Here is a 23771-nt window from a genome sequence, read left to right as displayed (position 1 = left end):
TCAGTCGTGTCTCACGCGTTGATGTCAAACGAGCGCCAGCTGTCGGGGATCGGCCGGCCGGTGTCGATCGCAAACTCCGGCCCGCCGTCGGACAGCTTGAGCTTCTCGATCCCCCACTGCGCGACCGAGCTCCAGATCTCCGGCCCCGGATCGTTGCCACGATCGGCGTCGCTCTGTCGGTGCCCGAGCACGAAGCGGATCCCCTGTCGCTCGAGCAGCGCGAGCAGCTTCCGGCCTGCCTCGATCTGCTCGGTCGTCAGGGTGTCGCGGCCGTAGCTCTCGGGCCGCCACCAGTTGCCGTTGGCGGACCGCAGGTTGCCCGCGAACTCGATCGCCACGGACCGCGAGTTGAAGCCATGTGACGACGACAGGCGCGCGCTGAGTGGGTGCAGCTGCGCGACGCTCCCGTTCGGCGTGATCACGAAGTGAGCCGTGACCTTGCGGTAGCACAGCAGATCGTTGCCCCGCGAGAAGGCCATCTGGTGAAGCACCACGGCGTCGACCGGCTGCTGACGAGACGAACGCTTGCTCGCCGGCGCGGCGGCGCACAGGTTGACGATCTCGAGCCGCGTCGAGCGTGCGTGCGCCCACCAAGCGGCCACGCCGAACGCGAGAACCGGCGAGAGTCCGACCGCGAACGCCAGCATCACGACCTCCGCGCGAGCTCGGCCATGAGCCGGCGCGTCTTGGGGGAGATCGGGCCCTGGTACTGAGACAGCTTCGCCGCGCACGCGCGGATCTCGGTCGGGATCTCGACGGCACGCTCCACGATCGCCAGGTGACCGGGCGCGACCTTGATCAGTGCCGAGTGCTTGCCCTCGCCGTAGCGCAAGACCACCACCGGGCGGCCCTCGTCGTTCGACACCATCTCGACCTTGAACTCGGTGTCAGTGCCGATGCCGAGCCCGACGGCGATCTGCGAGCGCGTGCGGAACCGGACGACGTCGTTGCGCTTGAAGTGCAGTCGCCTCTTTTTGCTTGGCTTCGGGGCGGTCGACGGCTTCGCGTCAGCCGTGGTCACCGACTGGGGGGCCACGACCGGCTTCTGATCGGCCTTCTTGGTGGTCGCGGCCTTCTTCGCGGTCGCGGCCTTCTTCGCGGTCGCGGCCTTCTTCGCGGTCGCGGCCCTCTTCGCGGTCGCAGCTTTCTTCGCGGTCGCGGGCTTCTTTGTGGTCGCGGTCGTGGCCTTCCTCACGGTCGCAGCCTTCTTCGCGGTCGCAGCCTTCTTCGCGGTCGCAGCCTTCTTCGCGGTCGCAGCCTTCTTCGCGGTCGCAGCCTTCTTCGCGGTCGCAGCCTTCTTCGCGGTCGCGGCCTTCTTCGCGGTCGCGGCCTCCTTCTCAGTCGCAGCCTTCTTCTCAGTCGCAGGCTTCTTCGCGGTCGGAGTCGTCTTCGCAGTCGCGGCCTTCTTCTTCGCGGTCCCCTCGGTCTTCGTGGCGGTCCTCTTCTTCGACTTCTTGGCGCTCATGTCTTTCTCCTCGACGGACTGCTCGCGCTTGCGAGCCGCCTTGCGTTCGGCTTCGATCCACGCTTTCGCCCAGCGAAGACGCTTCTTGCCCTCGGCGGCCAACCGCTTCGCCCGCAGGTCGTAGACATCGGCCGTCATCAGGGCAGTGTTCTCGGCGAACTCCCGCTCGAGCTTCGCCAGATCCAGCTCGCCACCCGTCGGCTCGTCGAACTGCACCTTGTTGCCGAAGTCGCTCGGATACAGATGTCCAAGCCACGGCCCGGCCACCCGGAACCTCACGCCCTGCGGCGCCTCGCCGAACAGCCGATCGAACGTCGCCGCCAAGACATGAGGGAAATCCGCATAGCCAACTTTGGGATCGTAGGTCGAGCTCGCGGGCATGGGCTTGGGTGGCAACCACCCCGTGTCCTCGCCAGCCTTGGTGCGCAGCACCATCTCTTTGATGTTCCAGGCTCCCCACAGCGGCCCGCCACGTCGCAGCATCGCCGCGACCACGGTGTCCTGCAGCGTCCAGCCCTCCGGCAGCTCGGTCAGCGGCAGTCCAGTCTTCGCCTGCTGAGCCAGCTCTTTGAGCACGCTCTTGCTGGTCACGTTTCCGCCCGTCGCCGTCACCGGCCCGACACCCACGGACCCGTCCGGCGCGGGCACCCAGTAGACCGTGCGCCCACCAAAGCGCCCCGAGCGAAAGTCGTTGAGCGAGGTCTTCGCCGTCTTCAGCTTGCCGCTGACCCGCGAGCTCGGGATCAGGTTCACGAGCTCGTGCAGTGTCTGCCGACCGATAGGCCCGCGGTAGGGCACATACTTGGAGCCGAGCCCCGCGATGAAGTCCTGCAACGACACCCCAAAGGGAGTGACGTTTGTCTCCGCGGTCATCCCGGCCGGAAACGGCTTCCCCTTGATCCAGTGCTGCGACTTCCTGCGGTCGCCGTTCTCCAGCACGAAGTACGGCTGACCGATCTCGATCTCGATCGCGCGGAGCGGATCGTCGGGCTCGTACACGATCCCACTCGGCACCAGCTGCTCGAGCAGCGCCTGCTGACCCGCGAAGTCCTGCACGCTCGGCAGCTCGTCGACGGCCGGCGCCTTCCGTGCACCGCGGCTGGCACGGGTCCGGGCGACTCGGTTGGCGCTCTCGGCCTTGGCCTCGCCGATCCCCACCAGCTTCCCGCGAAAGAACTCCGGCTCGTCGTCAGGCTGACAGAGCATCAGCTGTCGCGCCGTGCTCTTGAGCCCTTCCATGGTAGGCGGGCACGAACCCACGGGCGCCGTCTGGTACGTCGTGCACAGCGTCAGCGACTCGTCGTCGACGTGCTTGAAGCACGACGTACCCGCGATCGAGCTCCAGCCCGTCCCCTGATCCTTGCGCGATTGTTGAAACTGACTCCACGCGAGATCGAGTTCCTCCAGCGTCGGTAGATTGGCTTGTGGCATCGTGGTGGGTTCCTTCACGTTGTCGGGGATCGTCGCGGGCTTCGGGGGTTGGTCGACGCCCGCGTGTCGACGCAGCTCGGCGATCAAGCTCTCGATCGCGTCCTCTTCAGCTTCGAACACACCCTTGACCTGGAAGCCCCAGTCCCCAGGTCCGCGGACCATCACATCGGTCCGGTGACCCGCGGGCCCGAGCCCCTTGGTGTAGTTGATCCCGCCCGGGTTCCAGCGCATCTGCAGGCGTCGGCGCTCTCGATCATACGAGCTGAGTTTGGTGTGCGCGCGCCAGTAGGCCGCGTTGAAACGACGCACGCTCAGCTCACCCCTGGCCAGCGCCGCGTCGGCGACCTCGAGCAGCGCCCGCGCGTCGGCTTGGCGTCGCTGCTCCGCGTCGGCTTCGTCCTCGGCTCGCCGCTTCGCCTCAGCCTGCCCCTTGGCGCTGAGCCCCGCGAGATCGATCCCGCCACTACACAACGCCGATCCATCATCTCGGTCGACGAACGAGACGCTATGCACGGACGCGAGCACCCGCTCCGCGACCTCGGATCCGATCGAGCACAGCTTCTTGTAGATCTGCTCGGGCTCGCTCTTGGGGTCGTACAGCGCGGGCTCCAATGACAAGCGCATGCTGTCGCCGTAGCTGGCCAGATGCCTCCGGCTCGCCGCGAGAGCATCGAGCGCGAGCTGAACCGTGGCCGCCTCGTTCTTGCCGAGCACGTCAAAGAACGCGCGGCGCTCGAAGGACTCGCGGGTCTCCCAGGGGACTCGTCCGACCCAGTGATCCAGCGAGTGATCGCGGTACCAGGACTGCGAGCGATTGTCGGTGAGTTGCTCGAGCTGACGCTGCCAGGTCTTGCCGAGCTCGAACACCGCCGCGCTCTCGGGGTCGTGCTCGATGCTGGCGAGCACGCCGCTGAACTCGGCGCGGCCGTAGGTGTCGCCACGCTCGGGTGGTGGCGGCCAGTCGCCACGCTCGAACGCAAGCTGCCCGCGCACGCGAGACAGGAGCGTGCTCGCCTCGTCGGGTTTAACGATCCTGTTGCGGTTGATCCACGCGCGAAGCTTCGCGCCCCACCCCTTGCGCTCCGCGGCCGTGAACGCTTCGCGGACCTTGTAGAACTCGGGTTTGATCGTGCCCGGTTGGACGTCGAAGCTCTTGGCGAGGGCGGCGAGATCGTCATCGGACGGGCCCTCAACGCTCGGTGATCGGGGCTCCGCGGCGGGCTTCGCAGCGACGGCCGGGCTTGCATCCGCCTCGACGACTTCCCCCTCGTACTCCACCTCTGTCGGGATCCCCTTCGCACGCAGCGACCTCGCCACGAGCTCGACGCGCTCGCGCGGCTGAAAGCCCCCGCGCGTCTTCGGCACGTACCAACCACACCCGGTCGGCAACCGCCGCGAGTAGCGAAAGCGATACGGCGAGCGCAGCCTCTTGATCGTCTCCTTGTGAGTAGCAGTTGCCCCACACAGCAACACCCCCTCTTTTCGGCTGTACCGCACCACGAGCCCCAGATGCTCCGGGACAGCGCGAGCCGGAGCAGCTTCTCGCTGAGTCTCGCGCTCGATCCGATCAGCTTCGATCTCGGCGCGCTTGCTTGCATCCTCGGCAGCGCTAGCGAGCAACTCCGCGACGGACTCCTCGAGCTTTGCGGCGATCGACTCCGTGCCGCCGTAGGACCGGGGCCGCTGCCATCCGCCGACGTACCGATAGGACACGCGCGACTGAGTACTGACCGAGCCATCCTTGTCGATCACGATCCGAAACGTGTCAGTCGGATCCGTGACGAACTCGTTGACCCCAGCCCAGCGCTCGCGCGGCGTGTGTCGCCAGCCCTCAGCTTGCAGCCGCTCGATCACGATCTTCCGCGCGTCGGCTTCGGTCTTGGGCTTGTCGTCGACCGCGAACAGATCCCCCGGTCGCTGGATCTCCAGCTCGACCTCGCCAGCCCACACCACGCTGGGCTGTTCGTTCTCTTCGTCGCCGCGGTACCACGCGCGCACCTGGTCGCCGGCCTTCTCGACTCGCCGGATCTCCCGTTCACCGTCGCCGATGATGCGCACGACATCGGCGAGGCGCAGCTCTCGTGCCTCGATCTTCATTGCTCACCTCCGAGTTGTCGCCGACTCGTGTCGGCCGCTGGTCACGGATCGATGTTGAATTCCCAGCGAGCGACAAAGATCTTGCCCTCTTTGGGATCATTATCGAGGGCACGCACGGTGACCGGCCCGCGCATGCTGTCCTCGCTGAACATGATCTGCTCGAGCAGCCCGCTCTCGCCGATCCGGATCATCTTGACCATCTCGCGATCCACGTACCACTCCAGCTCATTGGTGCGGTACGGCAAGATCAGATCGTAGGGCGTCGCCGGTCGCACCTGGTACGTCTCCTTGGTCAAGTTGCTCGGCTTGAAGGTCTGTTGGGACTTGCCCTCGCCCCCGTACCCCTTCTTTTTCGGCTCGATCGATCGAGCCGCGAGCAAGATCTTCGAGCGCGGGACCTCGATCAGATCCCCAACCCTGAAGCCGTGGCCGGCGTGCGCTCCATGGTGCTCGGCGTAGACCACCGGCCCGATGATCCGACCGCGAACCAGGGTCTTCTCGACGCTCAGCACCTTGGCCGAGATCAGCTCTTGCCGGGTCTGGGTGTAGTTGCCGACCTGCTCGCTCTCGACCGCGATCACGATCTGATCCTCTTGCGTCATCCCGTTGACCACCGCGTCCTCGGGCGGCCACGAATCCGGGAACTGCTCATCGAGGATCTTCTGGAGCTCGGGCGGCAGCTCGGGCGCGTTGAGCATGTGGCCGCGCGGGTTCGTGGATTTCTGCTCCGGGCTTGGAGCTGGCCGCGGCGGTCCGCTCGGCGTGGGTCCTGGGCGCGCGTCCGGTGTGACCGGTCGCGCGCCGTCTTGCTGTTTCTTGCGTTGTCGCCACCACCACACACCACCGCCGACGAGTCCGGCGACGGTGAGACCAGTAGCGACGATCCCGATGATCTTCATCGTGTTCATCGTGTCCCCCTCGTGTTCGAGAACTTGCGGTGGTCGCTGATCAGCATCGATCACCTACCCACCCAAACGTCAGTTGGCCGTGCGTGCCGAGGTCGATCCCATCGACACGCGCGACCAAAACCATGGCCTGGCCCTTGATCCCCACCACGGGGAACGCCGAGCCGTCGTCGCTCATGAAGGCGACGGGCAGCTCGAGCTTGGGCACGACGATCAGCGGCACTTGATCGGGATCGGCCAGCGCCGCGTCGATCTCGATCGCGCTGCTGGTCTCGTCGGTGATCTTCTCGGCCGGGACCCACGCGATCGAGAACGCGGGCGCCTTGGTCTTGTCGACGTACAAGCCCGTGCCCTTGTCGATCGTTGCCCAAGAGACAAAGCGCAGCCCCGTCGCGCCGCGGGTGAACGCCGCCGTGTGCAGCGTCGATCCGGCGTCGCCGTCGAAGCGGCGGATGCTCGACCTGCAGATCACGGGACCAGCTCCTTGGCGCCGATGTAGTCCGGCCACGCGAGCGGCACTTGCTGATAGAGCTTGTCCTCGCTGATCCCCAGCGACTCCGCAGCCTCGATCGCACGCCGACGAACCGAGCGCGACCGGGCGCTCTCCTCTTCGAAGTCGGCCAGCAACGCTGGCGAGGCCATCCCCCGCTTGAGCGCGAGCACGTTGCGAGCGGCGGCCGGCATCTTGCGAAACTCAGCCCGGTTCACGAGTCGCCACGCGTAGTCCACAAAGAACACGGTCGCGCGCCACGGGTTGAACACGTCATAGGGCGTGACCTTGCCGCGGCGCATCTCGTCGGTGCCTCGCCACGGCGCCAACGCGCTCGACGGCAGCAACCCGTAGGGGCCGCCGCTGCCGAAGATCCACATGCGCCGCGGATACGGCGACTCGCCGTAGGTGGCGAGGTTGCGGTCATACCCCTCGGCGGCGGCGGCCGACTCTGCGACCTGCTTATCGCGCGACGCGTTGCTGGGCTCCGCCCACCACGGAAACAGCTCCGGCCGCCCAAGCCCGGCCTTGGGGTTGCCGCGACTCTCCGTGTAGCGCTGGATCGCCGCGAGGATCTGCAGCTCCTTGGGCGCCCCCGTGCGCGCGACCAGCCGCTCATACCCGGGCGAGCGCGCAGCGAAGACAGCCGCGCCCGCGATCGAGCCCACCGCGAGCCCGGCCGCCGCGAACCACACCCACGGCGGCACCACCCGCGGCCGCTGAACCTCGGCGTTCACCGTGGCGGCTCCGCAGGTGTCTTGGCCGCGTTGATGATCAGCACGGTCCCGCCGATCGCCACCAGCGATCCGACAAACGCCCCAGCTGCCCACAGCCACGGGCGCGTCAGCTTCTCCCACATGTTGGTGGCCTTCTGCTCGGCGTCGGCGGCCGCTTCCTCGACCGCTTCCGACGCGTCGTCGACCACCTTGTTGGCCCGCGCGAGCCCGTCCATGACGCGACCGACGAACCCCTTGCCCATGTCGTCGGCATGGTCGGCGAGGATCCCCAGCTGCTGGGCAAAGTACATGTGCATGATCGCGTCCGGCACTGGCCCCGCGCCTTGCCGCCGCTTGACCAAGCCCAGGTAGACCGCATTGGTCGCGGTGCTGTCCGGCTCGAGCTCGTGCAGGACCTTGCGGTAGTCGTTGAGCCGCCGCAGGTACGCCAAGAACTCCGTGTCGTATCGCTTGCGCTCCGAGTCGGGGATCTTGTAGCTGGGGACTCGCTCCCAGATGTCCTGGGCGAGCAGGTGCACCCGCTGCGCTTCATCGGCCACCTCGTCGAGCAGCGACTCGAGCCGCGCGGCCGTCCGCTCCTCGGGGTCATCGAACTCCGGCCAAAGATCATCGAGCACGTTCGTGTAGTGGGCCGCCGTCACCGGCGGCGGCAACCCAGGGTTCAACGACACCCGGCCGAGTGTGGCCGACTTGGTGATCGGCACGCCCTCCTCGAGGTCGTCATCATCGTCGAACCCATGCGGACCGCTCGGCCCCAGCCCCACGTTGGCGACCTTCAATTGTGGAGTCAGAGCCGCGAGCGCAGCCTTGGGATCAATGAACGCGACCTTCGTCGTCGGCATCACTCAGCCCTTCCCCGTCGTCGGTGCAATGGGCTGATCCCGCACGGCCTTGAACATCTCGCTGGTCGAGTGCGCCAGCTCGACCGCCGCGATCGTCGTCGCGTCGAGCTCCCCGGTGACCAGCAGCGGCCGCGAGCCCACGCGATTGAAGTCCCGTTGAAACGCCTTGATCCCCGAACTCGCGGTCGTGTACCCAAGGTCGCGCAGCATGTTGTTTGTCGTCGTCATCACGCTTGCCCCACCAATGAAGACCACTTGATCAGGTTCTTCAGCGAGTTGTTGAAGGCGATCTCCATCGCGTTGAGCGTGTTCTTGCCGGGGATCCCATCGGCGTCGAGCAGCCCGCGGAACGGCTTGAGCTTGCTCGGGTCCGACCCGGACGGGAACTTCACTTTCCCGCTGTCGAGCCCCTTGATCACCCGATTCCAGTCATTCTGAAACTTGGTGACCTCGGGGTGTGGCGTGTTGTTGGGGACCAGCGTCTCGTTGTTGTACTCGACCTTGTAGCCGAGCCCCGTCATGGTCAGACGCACCGATCCCGGGTGCGGGTACCGCTGCGTATTGTAGCCCTCCGGATCGCCGCTAATGTTGGGCGGCTTGCCGATCGCACGATCGCGGCTGTTCGACTGCCCGCCGTCCGCGGGCGTGTCGTCGGTCTTCTTGGGGTCGCGTTTCTCGTCGTCGATCACGATCAGCGAGCTCCCGCCCCACCAGCCCATGAAGGCACCAAGCCGGTAGAACCCGAACGCGGCCAGCCCCGTCGCGCCTGCGACCCCGGCCCCGACCCCGGCCTTCTGCCACTTGGTCATACCCGCGGGCGTTGGCTTGGCCAGGTCAGCTTGGTCGCGCACGGCCAGCTGGTCCGGCTCGCGCACGGCCAGCGCCTCATTCGTCTTCGTGGTTGCTCGAGTGTTTGTCGCCACAGCAGCAGCTCTCCTTGGGTGTTGCGAATTTCGAGACGGGATCCATGACCGCGCCGTCTTCAAGCTGGTAGGCCAGCCGATCCCCGTCGATCAGTACGGGCCGACAAGGCTTGCCCGCCGCGAGCTCGCGGCCCATCGAATAGGCCACGATGCTCACGGGGTGCCCCACGCGGGTCTCCAGCAGGCGCTTGGCGTCCTGCAAAGCCGCGTCCTGGTCGAGCACGCACCCGGCACAGCGAGCGCAGCACGGCGAGTCCTCGGCTTGCTCGCGGACGAACTGCCTGGCGTTGATCTTCGCGAGCGCCTCGGTGAAGAACACCGCCGCCTCGCTGACCAGGTGCTCGCCCACGAGCTCGGTGGGGAAGCTGATCATCAGCCCTTCTTGCCCGTGTCTGTCGGGTTGATCCCCGACTCGTTGAGCCAGTTGCGCAGCAACCCGTAGAGCTTGTCGGACAGCCCGGCGTGCTCTTTGAGGTACTTCAAGCCCGCGTATCCGCCGATCGCCCCGAAGAACGTGGCCTGAAACATCTGGCTCGCGCCACCGGTGAGGTTCGAGACTTCGATCGTGAACCCCTTCGAGCTGTCCACCGGCCCGATGTCCGGCGGGAACGGATTGAAGGGAGTCTTGAGCGGCTCCCAGTCGAAGGTATCGGGGTCGCGCGTGGTCGTGATCCCGGCGCCGGTCATGCCCGCGTCACGATCATCGCGGCGCGAGATAGCCTCGATCCGAATGTCCGGCCCCGACAGATACGCGACCATGGCCACGGGCAGCAGCCGCTCGTAAGGCTTGACCTCGTGGCGCACCGTCGCGCCCGGCCCGACGGGAATCTCGACCTCGAAGGGCACGATGCATCCGAACGAGAATTCGCTGGGGCACACGATGTCCCGCTTCATCGCCTCTTGGGCGGCTTCGAGGCCATACGGCGCGCCGGGTGTGGCGCAAGGGAGCAGACTGCTGAGGTTGGTGCTCATCATCATGATCTTCTTCTCTCTGGGTCAGTGGTTTTTTCAGACCGGCGGCCGGGGGTTCTCGAGCCGCTGGATCCGGCCCTCGTGCGCGTGAAGGCGAGACTCGACCTCGCCGAGCCGCTTCTCGATCTTCTGTTGTTGGTCTTCGAGCGCGTCCTGGCGCCCCTTCTCTTTGGCTTGCTTGTCGAGCAGCAGCTCCGCCCGACGCGATCGGCCTTCTTGCTTCTGTTGTCGTCGTTGCGCCGTGCGCTGCTCGCTCGGCTTGAGTGCGTTGTTGTCTGATTCGCTCATGGCGTCCCTTGAATGAGGTTTCGGGTGATGATCGAAAGCTGCGAGTGGAGCAGGACCTTGCCCACGCGGCCGGCCACTCGAACGCCCCGGTTCTCGGGGTTCCAGATGCTCACCGCTTTGGCGCCGGTTCCAAGCAAGATATTGGCGATTGCGCCGATCGGGATGTCCTTCTTGGTCTTCCAGGTCGAGATAGCCCCGGCGGCCGGCGTGACGACGACCTCCAGAGCCTCGGTGGTGAGGATCTCGGTGCGGTCGAGCCGCTCTGTCACCTCTATGTCCCGCAAGCATTGTTGCGAGAAGGCGTGGGCCTGAAGTTGCGTTTCGAGGCTCTCCGCGTCGTCGAGAATTGCCAGGTGACCCTCGAGTGCCTCCATCGCCTCGGGGCTCCGGTCCAGCATGGTCCGTGTGTGATGCGCCATCGATCAACCATCGGGGATCGGCGCTCGGATATCCACGATATTCGGGCCGAGCTCGGCGTGCGAATAGTCCACGACCTTCGGTCTAGGCTCGTCGTCGGATTGGCAAAAAACTAATCCAGTGATCAGCGACCGGTGAGACGTCGCGGCGAAAGTGCATAGCCGAAAATCTACCGAGCGCTGCTCTCTACCATGCACAATATCCAAAGTGCGGCCCACAATCGGCACCGTGGGCCGCACAGTGCTACGCCGAAAGTCCACCGTGCATAGTAAAGAGCACGCCACAATTGGCGGGGTGCACCCCTCAATCCGCGATTGGGTGGACATATCTGGGCAGAAAAAACCTCTTGCAGCATCGACGCGGTGATGACAAGTTGCCGTCTCTCTCTCGATCACACGAGGTGTTTCATGACCCGACGCAAAGGCAGCCTTACTGCTCCCCCGTCCGAGTGGTGTCGACTCCTGGCCGACGCGCATCACGAGCTCGATCGCGTGCGCATGCTCTGGCGCCGCGGCAACGTCCCCTACCGGCCGCTCGTCCCCGACAACGTCAAGCTGGATGATCTCCACAACGATCACGACTGGGACGGCTTGGAACTGGCCGAGACCCACTTCGTGTGGGACCTCGAAGATGCTGAGTTCCCGGCGAAACGTGCCAAGCAGATCGAGGAGATCGTGGTGAACCTGTGGACGGTCGCGGCCAACTGGACACGGCAGCGGGGTGACTGGTGCGACTTTCAGCTGGTCGGCATAGGACACAACGGTGAGCAGCTGTTCGAGGATGGTCGACGCTGCCGACAGAGCGACGACGAGGACGACGGGGACTCGACGACCCCGCCCAGCGAGGGGCCGCGCGCGTGGACTCGGGAGTCGCGCGAGTCGGCTGGTGGGCTCGATCTCCAACGCGAGCACGCCAGGGCACTTAAAGAGATCATCGACTACACCAAGTCCGATCGAGACAACGCGGTCGAGCGGTCAAACGAGACCCTCGAGAACAACCATCGACTCTGGGCGCAGGCGAACAACGCGGTGCGCGAGGCGATCGAGTACCAGCGCGAGCAGGTCGAGCGCGCACGAGACGAACAGTCTGGCCGGATTGAGCTCAAGGCCCGCGCGCTCGAAGGAATGGAGCGGACCAAGCGAAGCGCACAGATGTTCGGGTTCCTCAAATACGGCCTGGACTGCGTGGTCGCCAACGTCATCCCGTTTGCGGATCGGGTGGTCGAGGTGCTGGGCAATCGCAACCTCACCGTGTTTCCAGAGTTCAAGTGCGCTCAGCAGGCCATGGCCTACCTCGTTCACACATTGACCGTGACGCAGCTCGACTTGCTCATGAAGGGTGATCGCAAGGCCGGCGGCGCCGTGCTGGCCGTGCTCGACCAGGCCGCGAGGGTCAAGAACGAGCACGAGGCCCTCGTGCAGATGAGCCGGCTGGTTCCGATTTTTCGCAGTGATCTGTTTCAGGATGTTGCGAACCCCGAGCAACAGCTGGCCGCTCGCTACATCATCGGCCGCTTGGCCATGTACGCGATGGGTGATTATGGCGAAGACACAGAATCCACAGACACCACAACAACCGCCTGACCAAAAAGACCCTGACGACCAGGCGCGCGAGGATCTGTATCGGGAGCTCGGGCTCGACGACTTCAGCCATGAGTCGTGCATACGCGATCTGTTCGGTGACCTCTACACTCTCGGCCCTGCCGAAGACGAGCCCGCGACCGGCGACTCCGGCCGCGTGACACAGATGGGGCCGGGCCGACGCAACCAGCCAGACGAGAACGAGTGAACCCATGCTGCTACGACCCGACGAGACCTTCATCGACAAAGCCACCAAGCGCGCCGAGCGGGTGTTTCCGCGGGGCATCGACTGGCAGACCTTCAGCAGTCAGCTACCGGGCAAGGAGGTGTTCGCCAACTCGGTGCTCGACCCCGCGATCGGGATTGGCGGGGATCTGGCCATGAAGACCTTCGCCGCCGCCGACTGGCAGAACTGGGTCTCGACCACGCAGATCAGCTTGTTCGAGCTCGGCACCCGGGTCGGCATGCCCCAGCTCGAGGGCACCGGGCTCGCCGAGGGCATGTCGCACGTGTACACGACCCTCGGCAGCACGATCAACACGATCAAGAACTTCGAGGATCCCGCGGAGATGCTCCCCGAGCTGCTCAAGAACACGGCCATCCAGATCCTGCAGATGGTCTGCCAGAGCAACATCGTGACGCAGACCGTCGCGCAGGTGCTCGCGGTCGCGGTCTGGGCCGTGGACGTTGGCCGCGCCCAGGTCGAGGCCAACCTCGGCAAGAACATCTCGTTTCCGCCGCTGCAGACCGAGGATCCGGCGACCGACACCTGGCAGGTCAACCGCGTGTTCGAGGTGTTCCGCAGCAAGGGGACGGGCGGGGTCGTGTACCCCGACGGCGGGATCGAGCCGGCGTCCAACGCCGACTACACCAGCTTCTACCTGCCCGCCTACAAACACCATCAGCCGTGGCAGTTCCAGCATCGAGCGCAGGGCCTCGCCGCCCAACAGGGGCACCCAAAAGAGAGCCGTGGCCCGAAGGGCGACGCCCAGTATCAGTTCGATCCCGGCGACGCATCGACGTTCGGGTTCATGCCGGGCACGACCACCTCACTGCGTGTGTTGCAGGCATCCTATCGTTTCTACCAAGCGGTGCGTGCGACGGTCGGCGTTGATCGCTACTCGCTCATCTGCCGCGGCGAAGACAAGCCCTGCTACAAGACCACAAAGACTTTCGACGGAAAGCGGGACTGTCGGCAATGCGTCAGGGCAGAGTCGGTCTGGCCGGTTGAAGGGTTGGGATGGGCCTACGGCGGCGCGCCACTCAACGCGACCACGCCCGGCGAGAACGTCGGCTCGTTCTATCCGTCGACCAACAAGCTACTGAGCAACCTGCTCGACATGGTCGCGCGCCCGGGGCCGCTCCTGTACACGATCGATGTTGAGCTCATTCACAGCGCGTGGAAGAAGAGCTTTGAGCAGTTCTGGGAGTTCGCGGCGTCTGAGTGGCGGCGACACAACGGCGCAGGATGGCGTGGCCTCATCTCCCGCTTGGCGACGTTCATGACCGCGTTTGAGGTTGATGACGAGCTGCGCCTGGGGGGTCGTGAACCGGCCATGCCGGTCAGCCTGATCAGCTCGCCGCGTGAGGCCGACTTCAAGGTCGCGTTCTCGAACTCGATCTTCTCTCAGATCATCGCCCCGTTCTGCCGAGATCTGGCGGCCATGCAGCTGCACTACCTCGACGCGGTGGAGGTCGCCTACATCCCCCCGGGCGCAGGGGCGCTCTACTACGCAGGTAGCATCCGCAAGAACAAGCTCGGCGACCACTTCACCACCGCCCGCCGTGAACTTCTCGGCAGCACCAAACGCATGTTGATCGATCTGCGGCAGGTCAGCGACCCCGACTACCGAGCCGAGCTCGAGCGGGTCGGTGTCAAGGCGTCGCCCGTCAAGCAGTCGCTGCACGGCAGCCCGGGAGTGGGCGGCCAGCAACTCCTCGCCCCGGACATCAAGCCGCGCCGAGCCCCCGGTCGACCAAAGGTCTCGCGGGCGTCGCCGTTCGAAGGGGCCGTCGAACTCGTGCAGCGGGCTGCGGCGGCGCAGCTCAAGGTGTCACGAGCCAAGCCCAAGGTCGCGCGCGCGACCCCTCCGAGCAAGAAGACCAACACGGGTCTGGCGCTTGGAGTTGCGGCCGGGAGCGTGCTCTTGACCGCCGCGGGCATCATGCACCTGCGAAGGATGACCGACGACTGACCCCCGGTTACGATGGGCCATGCCCCCGCTATCAAGTCGCGGACTCTCACTCGGGTTGCTGTGTGCCCTGCTGTCCTGCCAAGCGCCGCCCGACCTCACCGCCGATCTCAACGAGTATCAAACGGCGATCAACGACGCCAACGGAGCGGCGTGCGACTGCCCCATGGATCTTGGGTACGACAGCATCGTCGAGTGCGACGAAGCCGTCGGCACCGTCACCAACGATGATGTGCAGTGCCTCGCCGACGTGCTCGACGGCAACGAGGATGCCGGCAAGGACTACCTGGACTGCGCGAACTCGGCCTACCGGTTCTACGTCCAGTGCTTGCAGTCGAACCCCAACTGCCAGGACGGCTGGTACGACGACTGTGCCAGCGATCTCACCGCGCAAGTTGCGGGCTGTCCGCAACTGTCGTCTGATCTGCGGCCGATGTTCATGGCGTGCGTTGAGTAAAGGCTGGCCCGGGCATAAACTGCGCGGACTTCACGCCTGCATCGTATACAATTTGTGCCCAGATGCCGTTCGGCCTCCCCAAAAAACCGTGGACCCCAACCACTGCGAGTCATGTCCACCGAACACAAGCCCATACTTTGGTCGTTCACGCCGCGAAGTCGAGTTCGAGCTGGCCAGCTAGCGCTGGCCTCGGCCGCGACCCTGAGCAGGCCGTGACGGTCGAGCCGTGTCTCGGGCTCACGGCTCGAGACAGGGCCGGCGCGAGAACGCGCCCCATCGAATGCCCTTTCCGCAGGAGGCCGACGAGCGAGACGCGATCGGGCTGCTGCGGGACTCGAGAGGTTGTTTCGGTGTAGGGCGTGAGCGGAGATTGCCACACCCGAGCAGCAGATCTGCGCGGTTCATCATCGAGCGGCGGCGGTCTATCAGATGGAGTCGTCTGGCAAGTAGCATAGAGCGGTTCGGGCTTGCCGCATCCGTGGGGTCGTGAGAGACTCGGTTGCCATCGCGTGGGCGGACACTCAGGAGCCCGCCCAAAGGAGTCCGAAGTGCCCTTGACCCTTGACGAAGTCAAAGAGTCCGTTGACATTCTCTTCTTGGATGCCGAGCACCGCGACTCTGCGTTCAACATTAGGCCCTTCACCGACGAACTGCAGCGTGCCCTCGAATATGTAAATCAAGGTGGCTCTCTTGATCGCGAGTATCTAAACCGAATTCTGATCGCATGCCATCTCGGCCCTGTTGACCAAACGATCTTCGACCTCTATTTTCCGCGTGGAATCAATTCGGCAGAGAAACTCAAGGAGGGCGTTGCTAAATTTGCGGAAGACGCGCTGCTCCACTTCGGAAGCTTTCATCAGGCTTTTTTTCGGATCAAAGCTGATGCGAATTTGCTGCCCGCGGTTAAGCAGCCTTTCGGAAGTGAGACACGCGCCCCGTTTACCCTTTCAAGTCCGTTGCAAATCAAAGAGCTTGCCTATCTCGGATACGTGAGCGGCGGATTGCCCACTCAAATGAGTGACGCCCACCAAACTATCATGCGAGCGATGGGCGCGCTGGGTAGTCGTTTGGCGACCGAAGAGAATATTCGACACAGTGCCACGGAAATCGGTATCGACATTGAGAAGACTCTGAAGACGGTAAACGCTGGGCTTGAAAAACGTGGGCAAAAGCAGGTGACGATTGAAGATTACGTGACTACCGCCGAAGAAATCAGGTTGAAAATAGAGACCTTTATCGAGGAGGTACGCCGGTGCCGACAGAAAGGAATCCGGAACCAGGAACAATACATCAACTCAGCCGCAGAAATGGACGTGTATGTTGCCACATCCATGCGCGACGAGCGAGACTACCACGAAATGCATGGGTTCATTCGTACCGTCTTCGAACGCCACGATATTGCTCGGTTAAATCTCCGTTATTTCGACCCGACCCAGGCTTACTGTCCTAACAAATATGACAAAGGACTGGTCGAGTGTCTGATGATCCGCTGTGCGAAAGTGACAATTTATTGTGCTCAACTGCAAGATACAATGGGAAAAGACTCAGAACTGGCGATTACGCTTGGTCTTGGGAAACCCGTCATTGTTTTCGTCCCACGTGGCAATACTCCCGAGGATCGGGTTGCATACGACAAGCGAGCGCGGATCTTCGCAGATATCCACCCCCTTTCCCTTCAAGTTGACCAGCGTACTGGAAATTCTAACGGGATCATGCTGGTGAGGGACGCCAATGAATGCGCGAACGTTCTCTACGCGATTGCAAAGAATCAGCTCCGTGTTGAGGTGATGCGTGAATGCGAGCAGGACTCCCTGTCGGGCGAGACGACAACCAACTGGGTCCTACGTGAGAACATGACACCCAACCATAGCGTTATTCGCGTCGCCACGGGGTGGAAGCACTTGCGGACGGCATTTTGGTCAGCATTTCGACCCGATCTGCATATTCCTTAGATTGCCGCGAGCGATACCGAATCATGAACGACTCTCCGCACACAAACGAGACCAGTCAGAGGGAAAATAATGTACGGTCAGATGAGACATCCAATCAGAACAGCGCCAGTCGAGTAATCGAAGATCTTCAAATTGAAAAATTGCAGGCCGAGATCGCAAAGCTTGAAGCCGAGAGGCAGACAGAAATCCAGAAACTTGAGACTGAAAAATCGAAGACTATACTAAAGAGCGCTGTTGAACTCGAAGCTGAGAGGATGCGAGTTGAGATCGCCAAACTTCAGGCGGAAAAGCGGCTGCTTGAAGCAAATGCGGATCAGAAATCGTGGGGCTCCTGGACCATTCGCACACTTTTCCCCACACTCGTGGGCGCGGCGGCAGTTGCAGCATGCTCTGCATTGTTTTCCGACTCACTACAAGAGCGCACTCGGGCCGAGGTTCAGCAAGAAGTGCTAAAAACATACTTCACCACTGAAAATGGCCAGGGGGGCAAACGGCTGCAAATCCTTGCATTTGTAGAATCTGTGATTGACGACGACACTCTATGGAAATGGGCACAAGCTGAAAAGGGAAAGGCCGAGGATGCTCGGGTCAAAGCCGCAGCTTACGAAGCCGAACTCTACAGTGAATTGGAGGAACAGAACAACCAGATGGTAAAACTGCAGGAAGCCCGAGATAACTTTGTCGAAATGATGGCTTCTTCGGATGTCATCAATTTCTGGAGGACGAACCGAAGGCCACCGAAGTCAGTGCCGGGGGAGGTCGGCTCCATGCTAAGTCAGGAACAGAATGGAGCAATGCTGTCCCTGATGGAGGTGATAGGTGCGGCTGGTATCCGGAAATTGGATAATTGCGATGAGGCTGCAAAGACGCGATCCTCCAATTCACCTAAATGGGCGTCGCTCGCGGAAGAGTGCCGCGTCGAACTCATTGTCTGGGCGACCGACGATTCTAAAATCGCCAAAGATGAGATCGATGATGAGATCCGGGTCCTACGGAATATAAAGCGCGCCAGCCAGTCCCTTACGTTGAGTGGAGGAGACTCTCCATTGGGAGGCTAAACGAGGGCCTTCGCGCCGGCCGAAGTGAGTCCCCGAAGGAGCAGTCGCAATGCGGGGCATGCGCATGGCCAACGGCCAGGACAGGTCGGTCCCCATCGCGCGGGTGACGGGACCAAAAAACAGCGCTCCAGCGCCCCAGCCACGGGGGACGCTCGCTCCTCATGGCACACAAGAACCCCGTGGATGCACAGCTGGCTCAACTGCGGGACCGACAGTGGTCGGAGACAGACAGCTCGCAACTCCGTGTAACGTCGCCCTCGTGCCCACCCGCCCCCTGCACGAACTGCTCGCTTGGAACGTCCGGCGCCTCTCCCACGTCCGGGGCATCCCGCTACCGACGCTGGCGGCGACGATCGGCATCACGCCCGCCCGCCTCGACGCGATCTTCACGGGCGACTTCGACCCCGATCTCGATCTGCTCAACAAGATCGCAAACGCGCTTGGTGTCGGCGTGGGGGACATCCTCGCCGACACCAAGCTCAACTGATCGCCGTCGTCGTCAGTGAGACGCGGCCGCGTGATCGGTCAGCGACCGCAGGACCACGTATGCGATCGATTGCTCGAGCTCCGGCAGCTCGCGGTACATGGCGGCGACCTCGCGGCTCTCGAGCTGATCGCCAAGCATCTCGCTGGCCGTGAGCCCGAAGGCGGACGCCACCTTCTCCAGCGTGACCAAGGTCGGGCTGATGCCACGGCCTTGCTCGATCCGGCGGATGGTCTTGCCCGAGACGTCGGCGGCTTCGGCCAGGGCCTCTTGCGTCAGCTCCCGGCGCCCGCGGAGCTCCCGAAGGCGTGCGGCGAGCTGCTGCGGAGTCACCATGGTGGCCTCCAGGAACGCAGAGGGGGCAAATCTAGCGGAGGTTGGTAGTCGTATCGGATGTGTTGATGATGCATGACGTCGGGCCTCGCACGCCCATGCGGGTGCGAGGTGGGTGCGAGACCACCACGCTACTGACCAAGCCCCGACTTCGCTCGGCAGGTCTCCTAGCAGCCGACGTGAGCCACCAGGCGACAGATTGAGTTGTACGTGCGACCCCTCGCACAGGGCCAGCACGCACCCTAGCAGAGTGACGCGGCGCTCGCAACGGCTGTCGACGATCCGTGGGTCGCTCGGCGAGGGACACGGACGGCGCACAGATTCGGCTTCGCTGACCTGTTCGCCATCGCGACGCTTCGCCATCGTGATCGCATGTTTCGACGACCATGTTCAACGATCTCCGATGGCACTCGATCGCTGTCCAACAACCAGGAGTGCAGCCGATGAGCGTCAAAAGCTTCGGCCGCCATATTCGCTCATGTAGGCGCGCCCGCGGCCTGACCCAAGAGGCCCTCGCCGACCTGAGTGGCCTGTCGCCGGACACGATCCGACGGCTGGAGCACGGCAGCTTCTCCCCTTCACTCGACACCCTTCGCAAGCTGTGCATGGGCTTCGACATGCTGCTGTCCACCCTCTTCGAGAGCTTCGAACTCGGCGAGCGCGACGGGCCGCGGGAGTTGGTCGACGCGCTCGCCTTCATCACTCCCGAGGAGGAGCAGGCGCTACTCCAGTTCATCGCGGTGTTTCGACAGCGGTTCCAGGATGACGAGAACTAGGCAAGGGCGCATGTCGACGAGCCCGTACTTCGTTGGGATCGGCGCTTGGGAGCGCATGACGCTCGAGCTGTTGTTGGCGATCGTCGACCGCTCCGACGGCGACCTCGCCCGCGGGGCCGAGACAGTGGGCATGAGCGAGGCCGCCATACGGCGCGCGGTCGCTGATGCCCGCGCGGCGAACCTGCCCAAGTTCTACGCGGTCGTGCGCATCGAGGTCGAGCCGGATAGCTGGAAACGCATGCTCGCGCGGATGCTGCTTGCGGTGATCGATGAGGCGTGCTCGCTCGCCAGCGCTGCGGCGGTGCTCGGCCTGCGGAAGTCGGCGCTGCGCGGTCGCGTGCGCCGGGCTCGGTGGTTGCTGCGGGGCACAGGGCGCGGATCGGCGAGCACGGCAACCTGCGTCGCTACGAGTCGGCGCGAACGGGGTCGGGGCTGACCGGCGACGACTACCTCGACCTCGTCGAAGCCATCGAGCGGGGCGCGGTCGGGGGCGACGGCGGACTCGAGCCGGATGGTCTGCGTGCTCGCTACACGATCCGGCTGGGATCGTGGGCGATCATGCTCGGCGATCTGCTCGGCCAGCTCGCCGCGGATGCTGGCTCGACTCGCAAAGCGCTGATCCTGCTCGGTGTCCCAGCGGACTTGCTTGGTGCGTGGGTTCAGGACCCGATCGTCGGGACCGAAGCGACCGCGATGTGGTTCGCTGCCCGACGGCCCGAGACGTTACGACGCATCGCGATCCTACGCTGTGTGCGACCCCTCCGAGGGGATGAGTACCTCGATCTCGCTGACGCCGTCGGCGGCCTGGCGATCGCGGGCGATGGCGCTCTCGACCCGGCGCGACTCCGCGACCGCTACACGATCGATCGGGCGCCGTGGCTATCCATGGTCGCCGATCTGCTCGGCCAGCTCGTCGCGGACGCTGGCTCGATCGAGCGCGCGTCGACGGTGCTCGCCGTGCCGCTCGCGACCTTGGCCACGTGGGTCCGCTGGCTGGTGTCGCGGGGGTCGCCGTACGCGGCGAGTTCACGCTGGCCCGTCGCACCGGTCGGCGACACGCCCCAGCCGGCGGCGTATCTCGACCTGGCCGAAGCCGTCGAGCGGGGAGCGCTCGACGGCGACAACGCGATAGACTCGCCGGAGGTGGCGGACTCCTACACGGTCCAGCTCGACAGCTGGGAGCGTATGGAGGCAGACTTGCTCAGCCAGGTCATCACGGACGCGGGCTCGGGCCGCAACGCGGCGAAGGTGCTCAGCGTGCCCCGCTCGACGCTCGGCGCGTGGATGAAGCGGACAAGGGAGATGAAGCGATGACGCTAGACTAGACTTGTCGTCGCGGAGCACGTCAACTCCGAGCACAGCGGCGAGTTTGTTCAACCAGTCAAGGTCGGGATCGACCTCGCCTGCCATCGCCGCTGGCGAAGCGCAGTTCGTTGTTCCGGCCCTCTAAATTCAAGGATCCCCGCAAGCGCCAAAACTCCGAGAGTCCGTCAGTCACTTGACGGCGGCCCGGTCGTCATACCAAGATCCCACGGAGCAGAGTTCCGATGAAGATGCAGCTTACAGTGTCGTTTCCTCTCGATCAAGATGGTTTTCTCCGACGAGAGTGTCCATCTTGTGAGCGAGAATTCAAGTGGCTTTCGACTGAAGGAGAGAGTGACAGTAGCGATGACACACCAGAGCACTACTACTGCCCATACTGTGGTGTCCCTGCACCGCTCGACCAGTGGTACACCCAGGAGCAAGTCATGCTCATCAACGAGCATACGGCTCAAGCTGCCCGGGAGCACGTCTCAGGAATGCTCGACAAGTCATTTCGTGGCGTGAAGAGCAACAAGTTCCTCAAAGTCACGGTCAAGAAGTCTCGCCCCCCACTACCGCCGAAGCCCTTGCCAGATGAAGTCAACGACATGGCGCGTGTAGACTTCGAGTGTCACCCAAGCGAGCCCCTTAAAATCGCGGAGCACTGGGAAGATGCGCCCTGCTGCCTGATTTGTGGGCGTCCTCATATCGCCGGCGATCAGTGATTGTATGACGGAACAATACAGGGACATCATCGTCGCACTGGTCGATTTTGCGAGCAGGCAGCCGTTACCGAAAACAGGGATGGAGGTCTCAATCGACATCGAGCAGTTCAAGATGGAGGCGGGTATGACGGACGAGGATTTGCCGCCCCAAAACGCTCTTGTGCCGCTATTTTCACACTATCTGGGCGGAAAACCACCCACCATGGATCTCTCCTACATTGCGGAGTTTATGGCGAGGGCTGCGCCGGTTGATCCCGTTTCAGAAGAGAACATTCCGTACACGGACACTAGGCCGATTGTGGCAGCATGCATATACGGTCGGATCAAGCATCGTCAAGAATTCTCAGCCGAAGGCATCATGTGGGAGACGGGAATACCGCTCCTTCACGTGAAACGCATCATTTCCGACATTATCGCTAAAACCCGCGGACCGGAAATCCTGTCTGACGGGCGCCCCTACTATGAGTGGGGCGACGAAGAGAAGGTGTACGAAATTTTGTGGCCACTCGCCCATTCTAGGTCGGCAAAAGCCGCGACCCCGGGATCGGTCGGGGCAGCACAGATCATTTTCACATACATGGTTGGCGAAAAGCCATTTGACTGTGCCAGGATTCCGCGCGAACTGCGAGGGTATCTGCAGAAATATAGCAGTAGCCATCTCGCGGACATGTTACTCGGGTGGAGCATCTTTGTTGAGCCTCACATCGAGAGTTTGATTGAGTTCGGGCTCATCGAACGTACTCACGCTACATCAAAAATTGTCCAGCCGACTCCTAAAGGCATTGCTTGGCACGACATAGTGCATCGGGAGCCAGGCGGCAGTCTTGTGGTTGCACGAAGCAGTCTTGATACACGTAGCGAGAAGGTGCTTGTTAGCGCAGTGCGTAGTTTCAGTGAAGGTCTTGAAAAACTCGAACAGAAGATATCGGAGGTTCTAGGCGTTGATCTATCGTCGCCTCGCCGGCTTAGCCGGCTGAGGCTCGCGGCGGATGTGCTCACCTCTGAGACTTTATTGAGCGGGACGGTCGAAATCGGAGAAATTGCGGAAACACTATTCTTGACTTGTAAATCAGAGATGGCAAGGCTTCGGACTCGACGCGAGAAGCTTCGCGGAAAAGTGAAGGATTCCGAACTCGTAGCGGGGCTTGAAGCTGACTTGACGATGTTCGGTAAACTCGCAATATCGGATGCGCTCAAGGGGGCCAGGGGAGCATTGCAGCCTCAGGTTACGGACTTTGTTAACATCGGGACCTATCATGAATACCTCAGCCGCGCAGGACAAGGGCAGGAATTGCCGGCACGGATAGCAGACGAGAAATTCGGCATATTGAATGCACCATCGCTATTTGCCGACGACTTCCATTATCAGAACCGGGCGGCATTTGAGCGTCGGCGTGCTGTTGCAGTGGCCTTTGTTGACATCGACAAGTTCAAGGATGTGAACTCTGAGCACACGGAACTCGTGGTCGATCGGGATATCCTCCCCCGTTTCATGAGGGGGATGGAGGCTTTCTGCTATGGGCGCGCTGCAGCTTATCGACAAGGAGGGGATGAGTACCTCATTCTGTTATACAATACCAGTCCTGATGAAGCTGAGGACTTTTTCGAGAGGCTCAGGGAGCACATCAAGCTGATCGACTATCCTGATAACATCAGGTCTGCGCCAACCGTATCAATTGGATATCACGTTGTGATGGCCGAAAATGAGGTGAGCGTGTGGGAGGCCGTTGGGATTGCAAATATGGCCAAAGATCACGCTAAGCGCACTCGGGACCAAGTCTTCGCTAGTTTAGCCGAGGATTTCCGAAAGGTAACGGGGTTTGATCCTGTGGTTTAGTTGCAAGAGCAATATCCGGCACAAAGCAGGTCTTAGCCAAGGTCCCTCCCACGTCGACCTATGGGCGACCGCGCCGGGAGAAGCTAGTGCGACAAAACAGTGACTCGCTCGTTAACACCACCACACTGCAACCATTCCCGCGAGCCGCAAAACATCGAAAGTATGGCCAAACCATACTTTTCGAGCCTGGCAGCAGCGCCATCGATGTGGGGGCAAAATACTGACCCGCGGTTGGGCCCGTCGCTAAGCCAGCTTGTATCTCTCACCACCATTGCGCAGAATGAGCACAGATGCCGCCGCGACGCACACCCGGCGACGCTCCTCATCTGCCGTACCTCCTGTGCGTAGACGAGGTCGCCACCCTTCTCCGAGTCACCCGCAAGGCCGTGTACTGCATGATCGATCGCGGCGAGCTCCCGGGCGTGACCAAGATCGGCCGCCGCGTCCGCTTCCACCGAGACTCGCTGCTCGACTGGCTCGAGAGCCAACGCGTCGTGCTCGACTGAGC

26 protein-coding genes are annotated in these 23771 nt (G+C 63.0%); 13 read left to right on the top strand and 13 right to left on the bottom strand.

Annotation, left to right across the window (positions count from 1 at the left end; translation table 11 throughout):
• Positions 1-11 precede the first annotated feature (11 nt).
• From ENSA7_RS32655 to ENSA7_RS32600, 12 genes are read right to left on the bottom strand one after another with little or no spacing between them, the layout of a single operon-like run.
• Positions 12-647 (bottom strand): peptidoglycan recognition protein family protein, encoded by a 636-nt coding sequence (locus tag ENSA7_RS32655; RefSeq protein ID WP_106093322.1) that lies wholly within the window; start codon positions 645-647, stop codon positions 12-14.
• Positions 647-4993 carry a hypothetical protein gene (locus tag ENSA7_RS44455; protein ID WP_181234327.1) on the bottom strand — a complete coding sequence of 1449 codons (4347 nt, stop codon included), beginning with the start codon at positions 4991-4993 and terminating at the stop codon, positions 647-649. The genes ENSA7_RS32655 and ENSA7_RS44455 overlap by 1 nt, the downstream gene beginning before the upstream one ends.
• A gap of 41 nt (positions 4994-5034) precedes the next feature.
• Positions 5035-5901, bottom strand: a complete 867-nt coding sequence (locus tag ENSA7_RS32645) for a hypothetical protein (protein WP_106093321.1) — start codon at positions 5899-5901, stop codon at positions 5035-5037.
• 40 nt (positions 5902-5941) lie between these two features.
• Positions 5942-6370 (bottom strand): hypothetical protein, encoded by a 429-nt coding sequence (locus ENSA7_RS32640; protein WP_106093320.1) that lies wholly within the window; start codon positions 6368-6370, stop codon positions 5942-5944.
• Positions 6367-7125 carry a hypothetical protein gene (locus ENSA7_RS32635; protein ID WP_244923986.1) on the bottom strand — a complete coding sequence of 253 codons (759 nt, stop codon included), beginning with the start codon at positions 7123-7125 and terminating at the stop codon, positions 6367-6369. The genes ENSA7_RS32640 and ENSA7_RS32635 overlap by 4 nt, the downstream gene beginning before the upstream one ends.
• On the bottom strand, positions 7122-7967 hold the full coding sequence (locus ENSA7_RS32630; protein ID WP_106093416.1) for a hypothetical protein: 846 nt from the start codon (positions 7965-7967) through the stop codon (positions 7122-7124). Before ENSA7_RS32630 ends, ENSA7_RS32635 begins: the two co-directional genes overlap by 4 nt.
• A gap of 3 nt (positions 7968-7970) precedes the next feature.
• Complete coding sequence (locus ENSA7_RS32625) at positions 7971-8195, bottom strand: peptidoglycan-binding domain-containing protein (RefSeq protein WP_106093319.1); 225 nt, start codon at positions 8193-8195, stop codon at positions 7971-7973.
• Positions 8195-8842, bottom strand: a complete 648-nt coding sequence (locus ENSA7_RS32620; protein WP_106093318.1) for a hypothetical protein — start codon at positions 8840-8842, stop codon at positions 8195-8197. Before ENSA7_RS32620 ends, ENSA7_RS32625 begins: the two co-directional genes overlap by 1 nt.
• Positions 8843-8852: 10 nt before the next feature.
• Entirely contained in the window at positions 8853-9263 is a 411-nt protein-coding gene (locus tag ENSA7_RS32615; RefSeq protein ID WP_106093317.1) for a hypothetical protein, read from the bottom strand.
• A complete protein-coding gene (locus ENSA7_RS32610; RefSeq protein WP_244923985.1) occupies positions 9263-9862 on the bottom strand; it encodes a hypothetical protein in 600 nt (199 codons plus the stop codon). Before ENSA7_RS32610 ends, ENSA7_RS32615 begins: the two co-directional genes overlap by 1 nt.
• 36 nt (positions 9863-9898) lie before the next feature.
• A complete protein-coding gene (locus tag ENSA7_RS32605) occupies positions 9899-10150 on the bottom strand; it encodes a hypothetical protein (RefSeq protein WP_106093316.1) in 252 nt (83 codons plus the stop codon).
• Complete coding sequence (locus tag ENSA7_RS32600; protein WP_244923984.1) at positions 10147-10548, bottom strand: hypothetical protein; 402 nt, start codon at positions 10546-10548, stop codon at positions 10147-10149. Before ENSA7_RS32600 ends, ENSA7_RS32605 begins: the two co-directional genes overlap by 4 nt.
• A gap of 426 nt (positions 10549-10974) precedes the next feature.
• Between ENSA7_RS32600 and ENSA7_RS32595 the strand changes: the two genes are divergently transcribed.
• The 7 genes from ENSA7_RS32595 to ENSA7_RS44450 all read left to right on the top strand — a co-directional run bounded on the left by ENSA7_RS32595 (position 10975) and on the right by ENSA7_RS44450 (position 18293).
• Positions 10975-12150 (top strand): hypothetical protein, encoded by a 1176-nt coding sequence (locus ENSA7_RS32595; protein WP_106093315.1) that lies wholly within the window; start codon positions 10975-10977, stop codon positions 12148-12150.
• Positions 12107-12355, top strand: a complete 249-nt coding sequence (locus tag ENSA7_RS32590; RefSeq protein ID WP_106093314.1) for a hypothetical protein — start codon at positions 12107-12109, stop codon at positions 12353-12355. Before ENSA7_RS32595 ends, ENSA7_RS32590 begins: the two co-directional genes overlap by 44 nt.
• A gap of 4 nt (positions 12356-12359) precedes the next feature.
• Positions 12360-14342, top strand: a complete 1983-nt coding sequence (locus tag ENSA7_RS32585; RefSeq protein ID WP_106093313.1) for a hypothetical protein — start codon at positions 12360-12362, stop codon at positions 14340-14342.
• A 19-nt stretch (positions 14343-14361) separates the two neighbouring features.
• On the top strand, positions 14362-14796 hold the full coding sequence (locus tag ENSA7_RS32580) for a hypothetical protein (protein WP_146158397.1): 435 nt from the start codon (positions 14362-14364) through the stop codon (positions 14794-14796).
• Between the two features lie 554 nt (positions 14797-15350).
• Positions 15351-16748: a hypothetical protein gene (locus ENSA7_RS32575; protein ID WP_146158396.1), complete on the top strand. Its 1398-nt coding sequence runs from the start codon at positions 15351-15353 to the stop codon at positions 16746-16748.
• A gap of 23 nt (positions 16749-16771) precedes the next feature.
• Positions 16772-17806 carry a hypothetical protein gene (locus tag ENSA7_RS42720; protein ID WP_146158395.1) on the top strand — a complete coding sequence of 345 codons (1035 nt, stop codon included), beginning with the start codon at positions 16772-16774 and terminating at the stop codon, positions 17804-17806.
• Between the two features lie 259 nt (positions 17807-18065).
• Positions 18066-18293 (top strand): helix-turn-helix domain-containing protein, encoded by a 228-nt coding sequence (locus tag ENSA7_RS44450; RefSeq protein WP_181234326.1) that lies wholly within the window; start codon positions 18066-18068, stop codon positions 18291-18293.
• Between the two features lie 12 nt (positions 18294-18305).
• Here the strand turns inward: ENSA7_RS44450 and ENSA7_RS32565 are convergent, their stop codons facing one another.
• Positions 18306-18626 carry a helix-turn-helix transcriptional regulator gene (locus ENSA7_RS32565; RefSeq protein ID WP_106093309.1) on the bottom strand — a complete coding sequence of 107 codons (321 nt, stop codon included), beginning with the start codon at positions 18624-18626 and terminating at the stop codon, positions 18306-18308.
• A 440-nt stretch (positions 18627-19066) separates the two neighbouring features.
• Between ENSA7_RS32565 and ENSA7_RS32560 the strand changes: the two genes are divergently transcribed.
• The 6 genes from ENSA7_RS32560 to ENSA7_RS32540 all read left to right on the top strand — a co-directional run bounded on the left by ENSA7_RS32560 (position 19067) and on the right by ENSA7_RS32540 (position 23769).
• Positions 19067-19399: a helix-turn-helix domain-containing protein gene (locus tag ENSA7_RS32560; RefSeq protein ID WP_106093413.1), complete on the top strand. Its 333-nt coding sequence runs from the start codon at positions 19067-19069 to the stop codon at positions 19397-19399.
• Between the two features lie 10 nt (positions 19400-19409).
• Positions 19410-19835, top strand: a complete 426-nt coding sequence (locus ENSA7_RS32555) for a hypothetical protein (RefSeq protein ID WP_106093308.1) — start codon at positions 19410-19412, stop codon at positions 19833-19835.
• Positions 19751-20713: a hypothetical protein gene (locus ENSA7_RS45530; RefSeq protein ID WP_244923983.1), complete on the top strand. Its 963-nt coding sequence runs from the start codon at positions 19751-19753 to the stop codon at positions 20711-20713. Before ENSA7_RS32555 ends, ENSA7_RS45530 begins: the two co-directional genes overlap by 85 nt.
• A gap of 434 nt (positions 20714-21147) precedes the next feature.
• Positions 21148-21426 carry a hypothetical protein gene (locus tag ENSA7_RS42715; protein ID WP_146158394.1) on the top strand — a complete coding sequence of 93 codons (279 nt, stop codon included), beginning with the start codon at positions 21148-21150 and terminating at the stop codon, positions 21424-21426.
• Between the two features lie 4 nt (positions 21427-21430).
• Positions 21431-23263 carry a GGDEF domain-containing protein gene (locus ENSA7_RS32545; protein WP_106093307.1) on the top strand — a complete coding sequence of 611 codons (1833 nt, stop codon included), beginning with the start codon at positions 21431-21433 and terminating at the stop codon, positions 23261-23263.
• Between the two features lie 290 nt (positions 23264-23553).
• Complete coding sequence (locus ENSA7_RS32540; RefSeq protein WP_106093306.1) at positions 23554-23769, top strand: helix-turn-helix domain-containing protein; 216 nt, start codon at positions 23554-23556, stop codon at positions 23767-23769.
• The last annotated feature ends 2 nt before the right edge of the window (positions 23770-23771 follow it).

The organism is Enhygromyxa salina (assembly GCF_002994635.1).
GTDB classification, from domain to species: Bacteria; Myxococcota_A; Polyangia; order Nannocystales; family Nannocystaceae; genus Plesiocystis; species Plesiocystis salina_B.
Note: the sequence above shows the minus strand (reverse complement) of the source record. Positions and strands in the feature narration are given on the sequence as shown.

Bases quoted from the DNA above. Each gene is read 5' to 3' on its own strand.
- ENSA7_RS32655 (WP_106093322.1), bottom strand. From the start codon at position 647: ATGCTGGCGTTCGCGGTCGGACTCTCGCCGGTTCTCGCGTTCGGCGTG.
- ENSA7_RS44455 (WP_181234327.1), bottom strand. From the start codon at position 4,993: ATGAAGATCGAGGCACGAGAGCTGCGCCTCGCCGATGTCGTGCGCATC.
- ENSA7_RS32645 (WP_106093321.1), bottom strand. From the start codon at position 5,901: ATGAACACGATGAAGATCATCGGGATCGTCGCTACTGGTCTCACCGTC.
- ENSA7_RS32630 (WP_106093416.1), bottom strand. From the start codon at position 7,967: ATGCCGACGACGAAGGTCGCGTTCATTGATCCCAAGGCTGCGCTCGCG.
- ENSA7_RS32625 (WP_106093319.1), bottom strand. From the start codon at position 8,195: ATGACGACGACAAACAACATGCTGCGCGACCTTGGGTACACGACCGCG.
- ENSA7_RS32615 (WP_106093317.1), bottom strand. From the start codon at position 9,263: ATGATCAGCTTCCCCACCGAGCTCGTGGGCGAGCACCTGGTCAGCGAG.
- ENSA7_RS32610 (WP_244923985.1), bottom strand. From the start codon at position 9,862: ATGAGCACCAACCTCAGCAGTCTGCTCCCTTGCGCCACACCCGGCGCG.
- ENSA7_RS32605 (WP_106093316.1), bottom strand. From the start codon at position 10,150: ATGAGCGAATCAGACAACAACGCACTCAAGCCGAGCGAGCAGCGCACG.
- ENSA7_RS32600 (WP_244923984.1), bottom strand. From the start codon at position 10,548: ATGCTGGACCGGAGCCCCGAGGCGATGGAGGCACTCGAGGGTCACCTG.
- ENSA7_RS32595 (WP_106093315.1), top strand. From the start codon at position 10,975: ATGACCCGACGCAAAGGCAGCCTTACTGCTCCCCCGTCCGAGTGGTGT.
- ENSA7_RS32590 (WP_106093314.1), top strand. From the start codon at position 12,107: ATGGCGAAGACACAGAATCCACAGACACCACAACAACCGCCTGACCAA.
- ENSA7_RS32585 (WP_106093313.1), top strand. From the start codon at position 12,360: ATGCTGCTACGACCCGACGAGACCTTCATCGACAAAGCCACCAAGCGC.
- ENSA7_RS32580 (WP_146158397.1), top strand. From the start codon at position 14,362: ATGCCCCCGCTATCAAGTCGCGGACTCTCACTCGGGTTGCTGTGTGCC.
- ENSA7_RS42720 (WP_146158395.1), top strand. From the start codon at position 16,772: ATGAACGACTCTCCGCACACAAACGAGACCAGTCAGAGGGAAAATAAT.
- ENSA7_RS32565 (WP_106093309.1), bottom strand. From the start codon at position 18,626: ATGGTGACTCCGCAGCAGCTCGCCGCACGCCTTCGGGAGCTCCGCGGG.
- ENSA7_RS32560 (WP_106093413.1), top strand. From the start codon at position 19,067: ATGAGCGTCAAAAGCTTCGGCCGCCATATTCGCTCATGTAGGCGCGCC.
- ENSA7_RS32555 (WP_106093308.1), top strand. From the start codon at position 19,410: ATGTCGACGAGCCCGTACTTCGTTGGGATCGGCGCTTGGGAGCGCATG.
- ENSA7_RS42715 (WP_146158394.1), top strand. From the start codon at position 21,148: ATGCTCATCAACGAGCATACGGCTCAAGCTGCCCGGGAGCACGTCTCA.
- ENSA7_RS32545 (WP_106093307.1), top strand. From the start codon at position 21,431: ATGACGGAACAATACAGGGACATCATCGTCGCACTGGTCGATTTTGCG.
- ENSA7_RS32540 (WP_106093306.1), top strand. From the start codon at position 23,554: ATGCCGCCGCGACGCACACCCGGCGACGCTCCTCATCTGCCGTACCTC.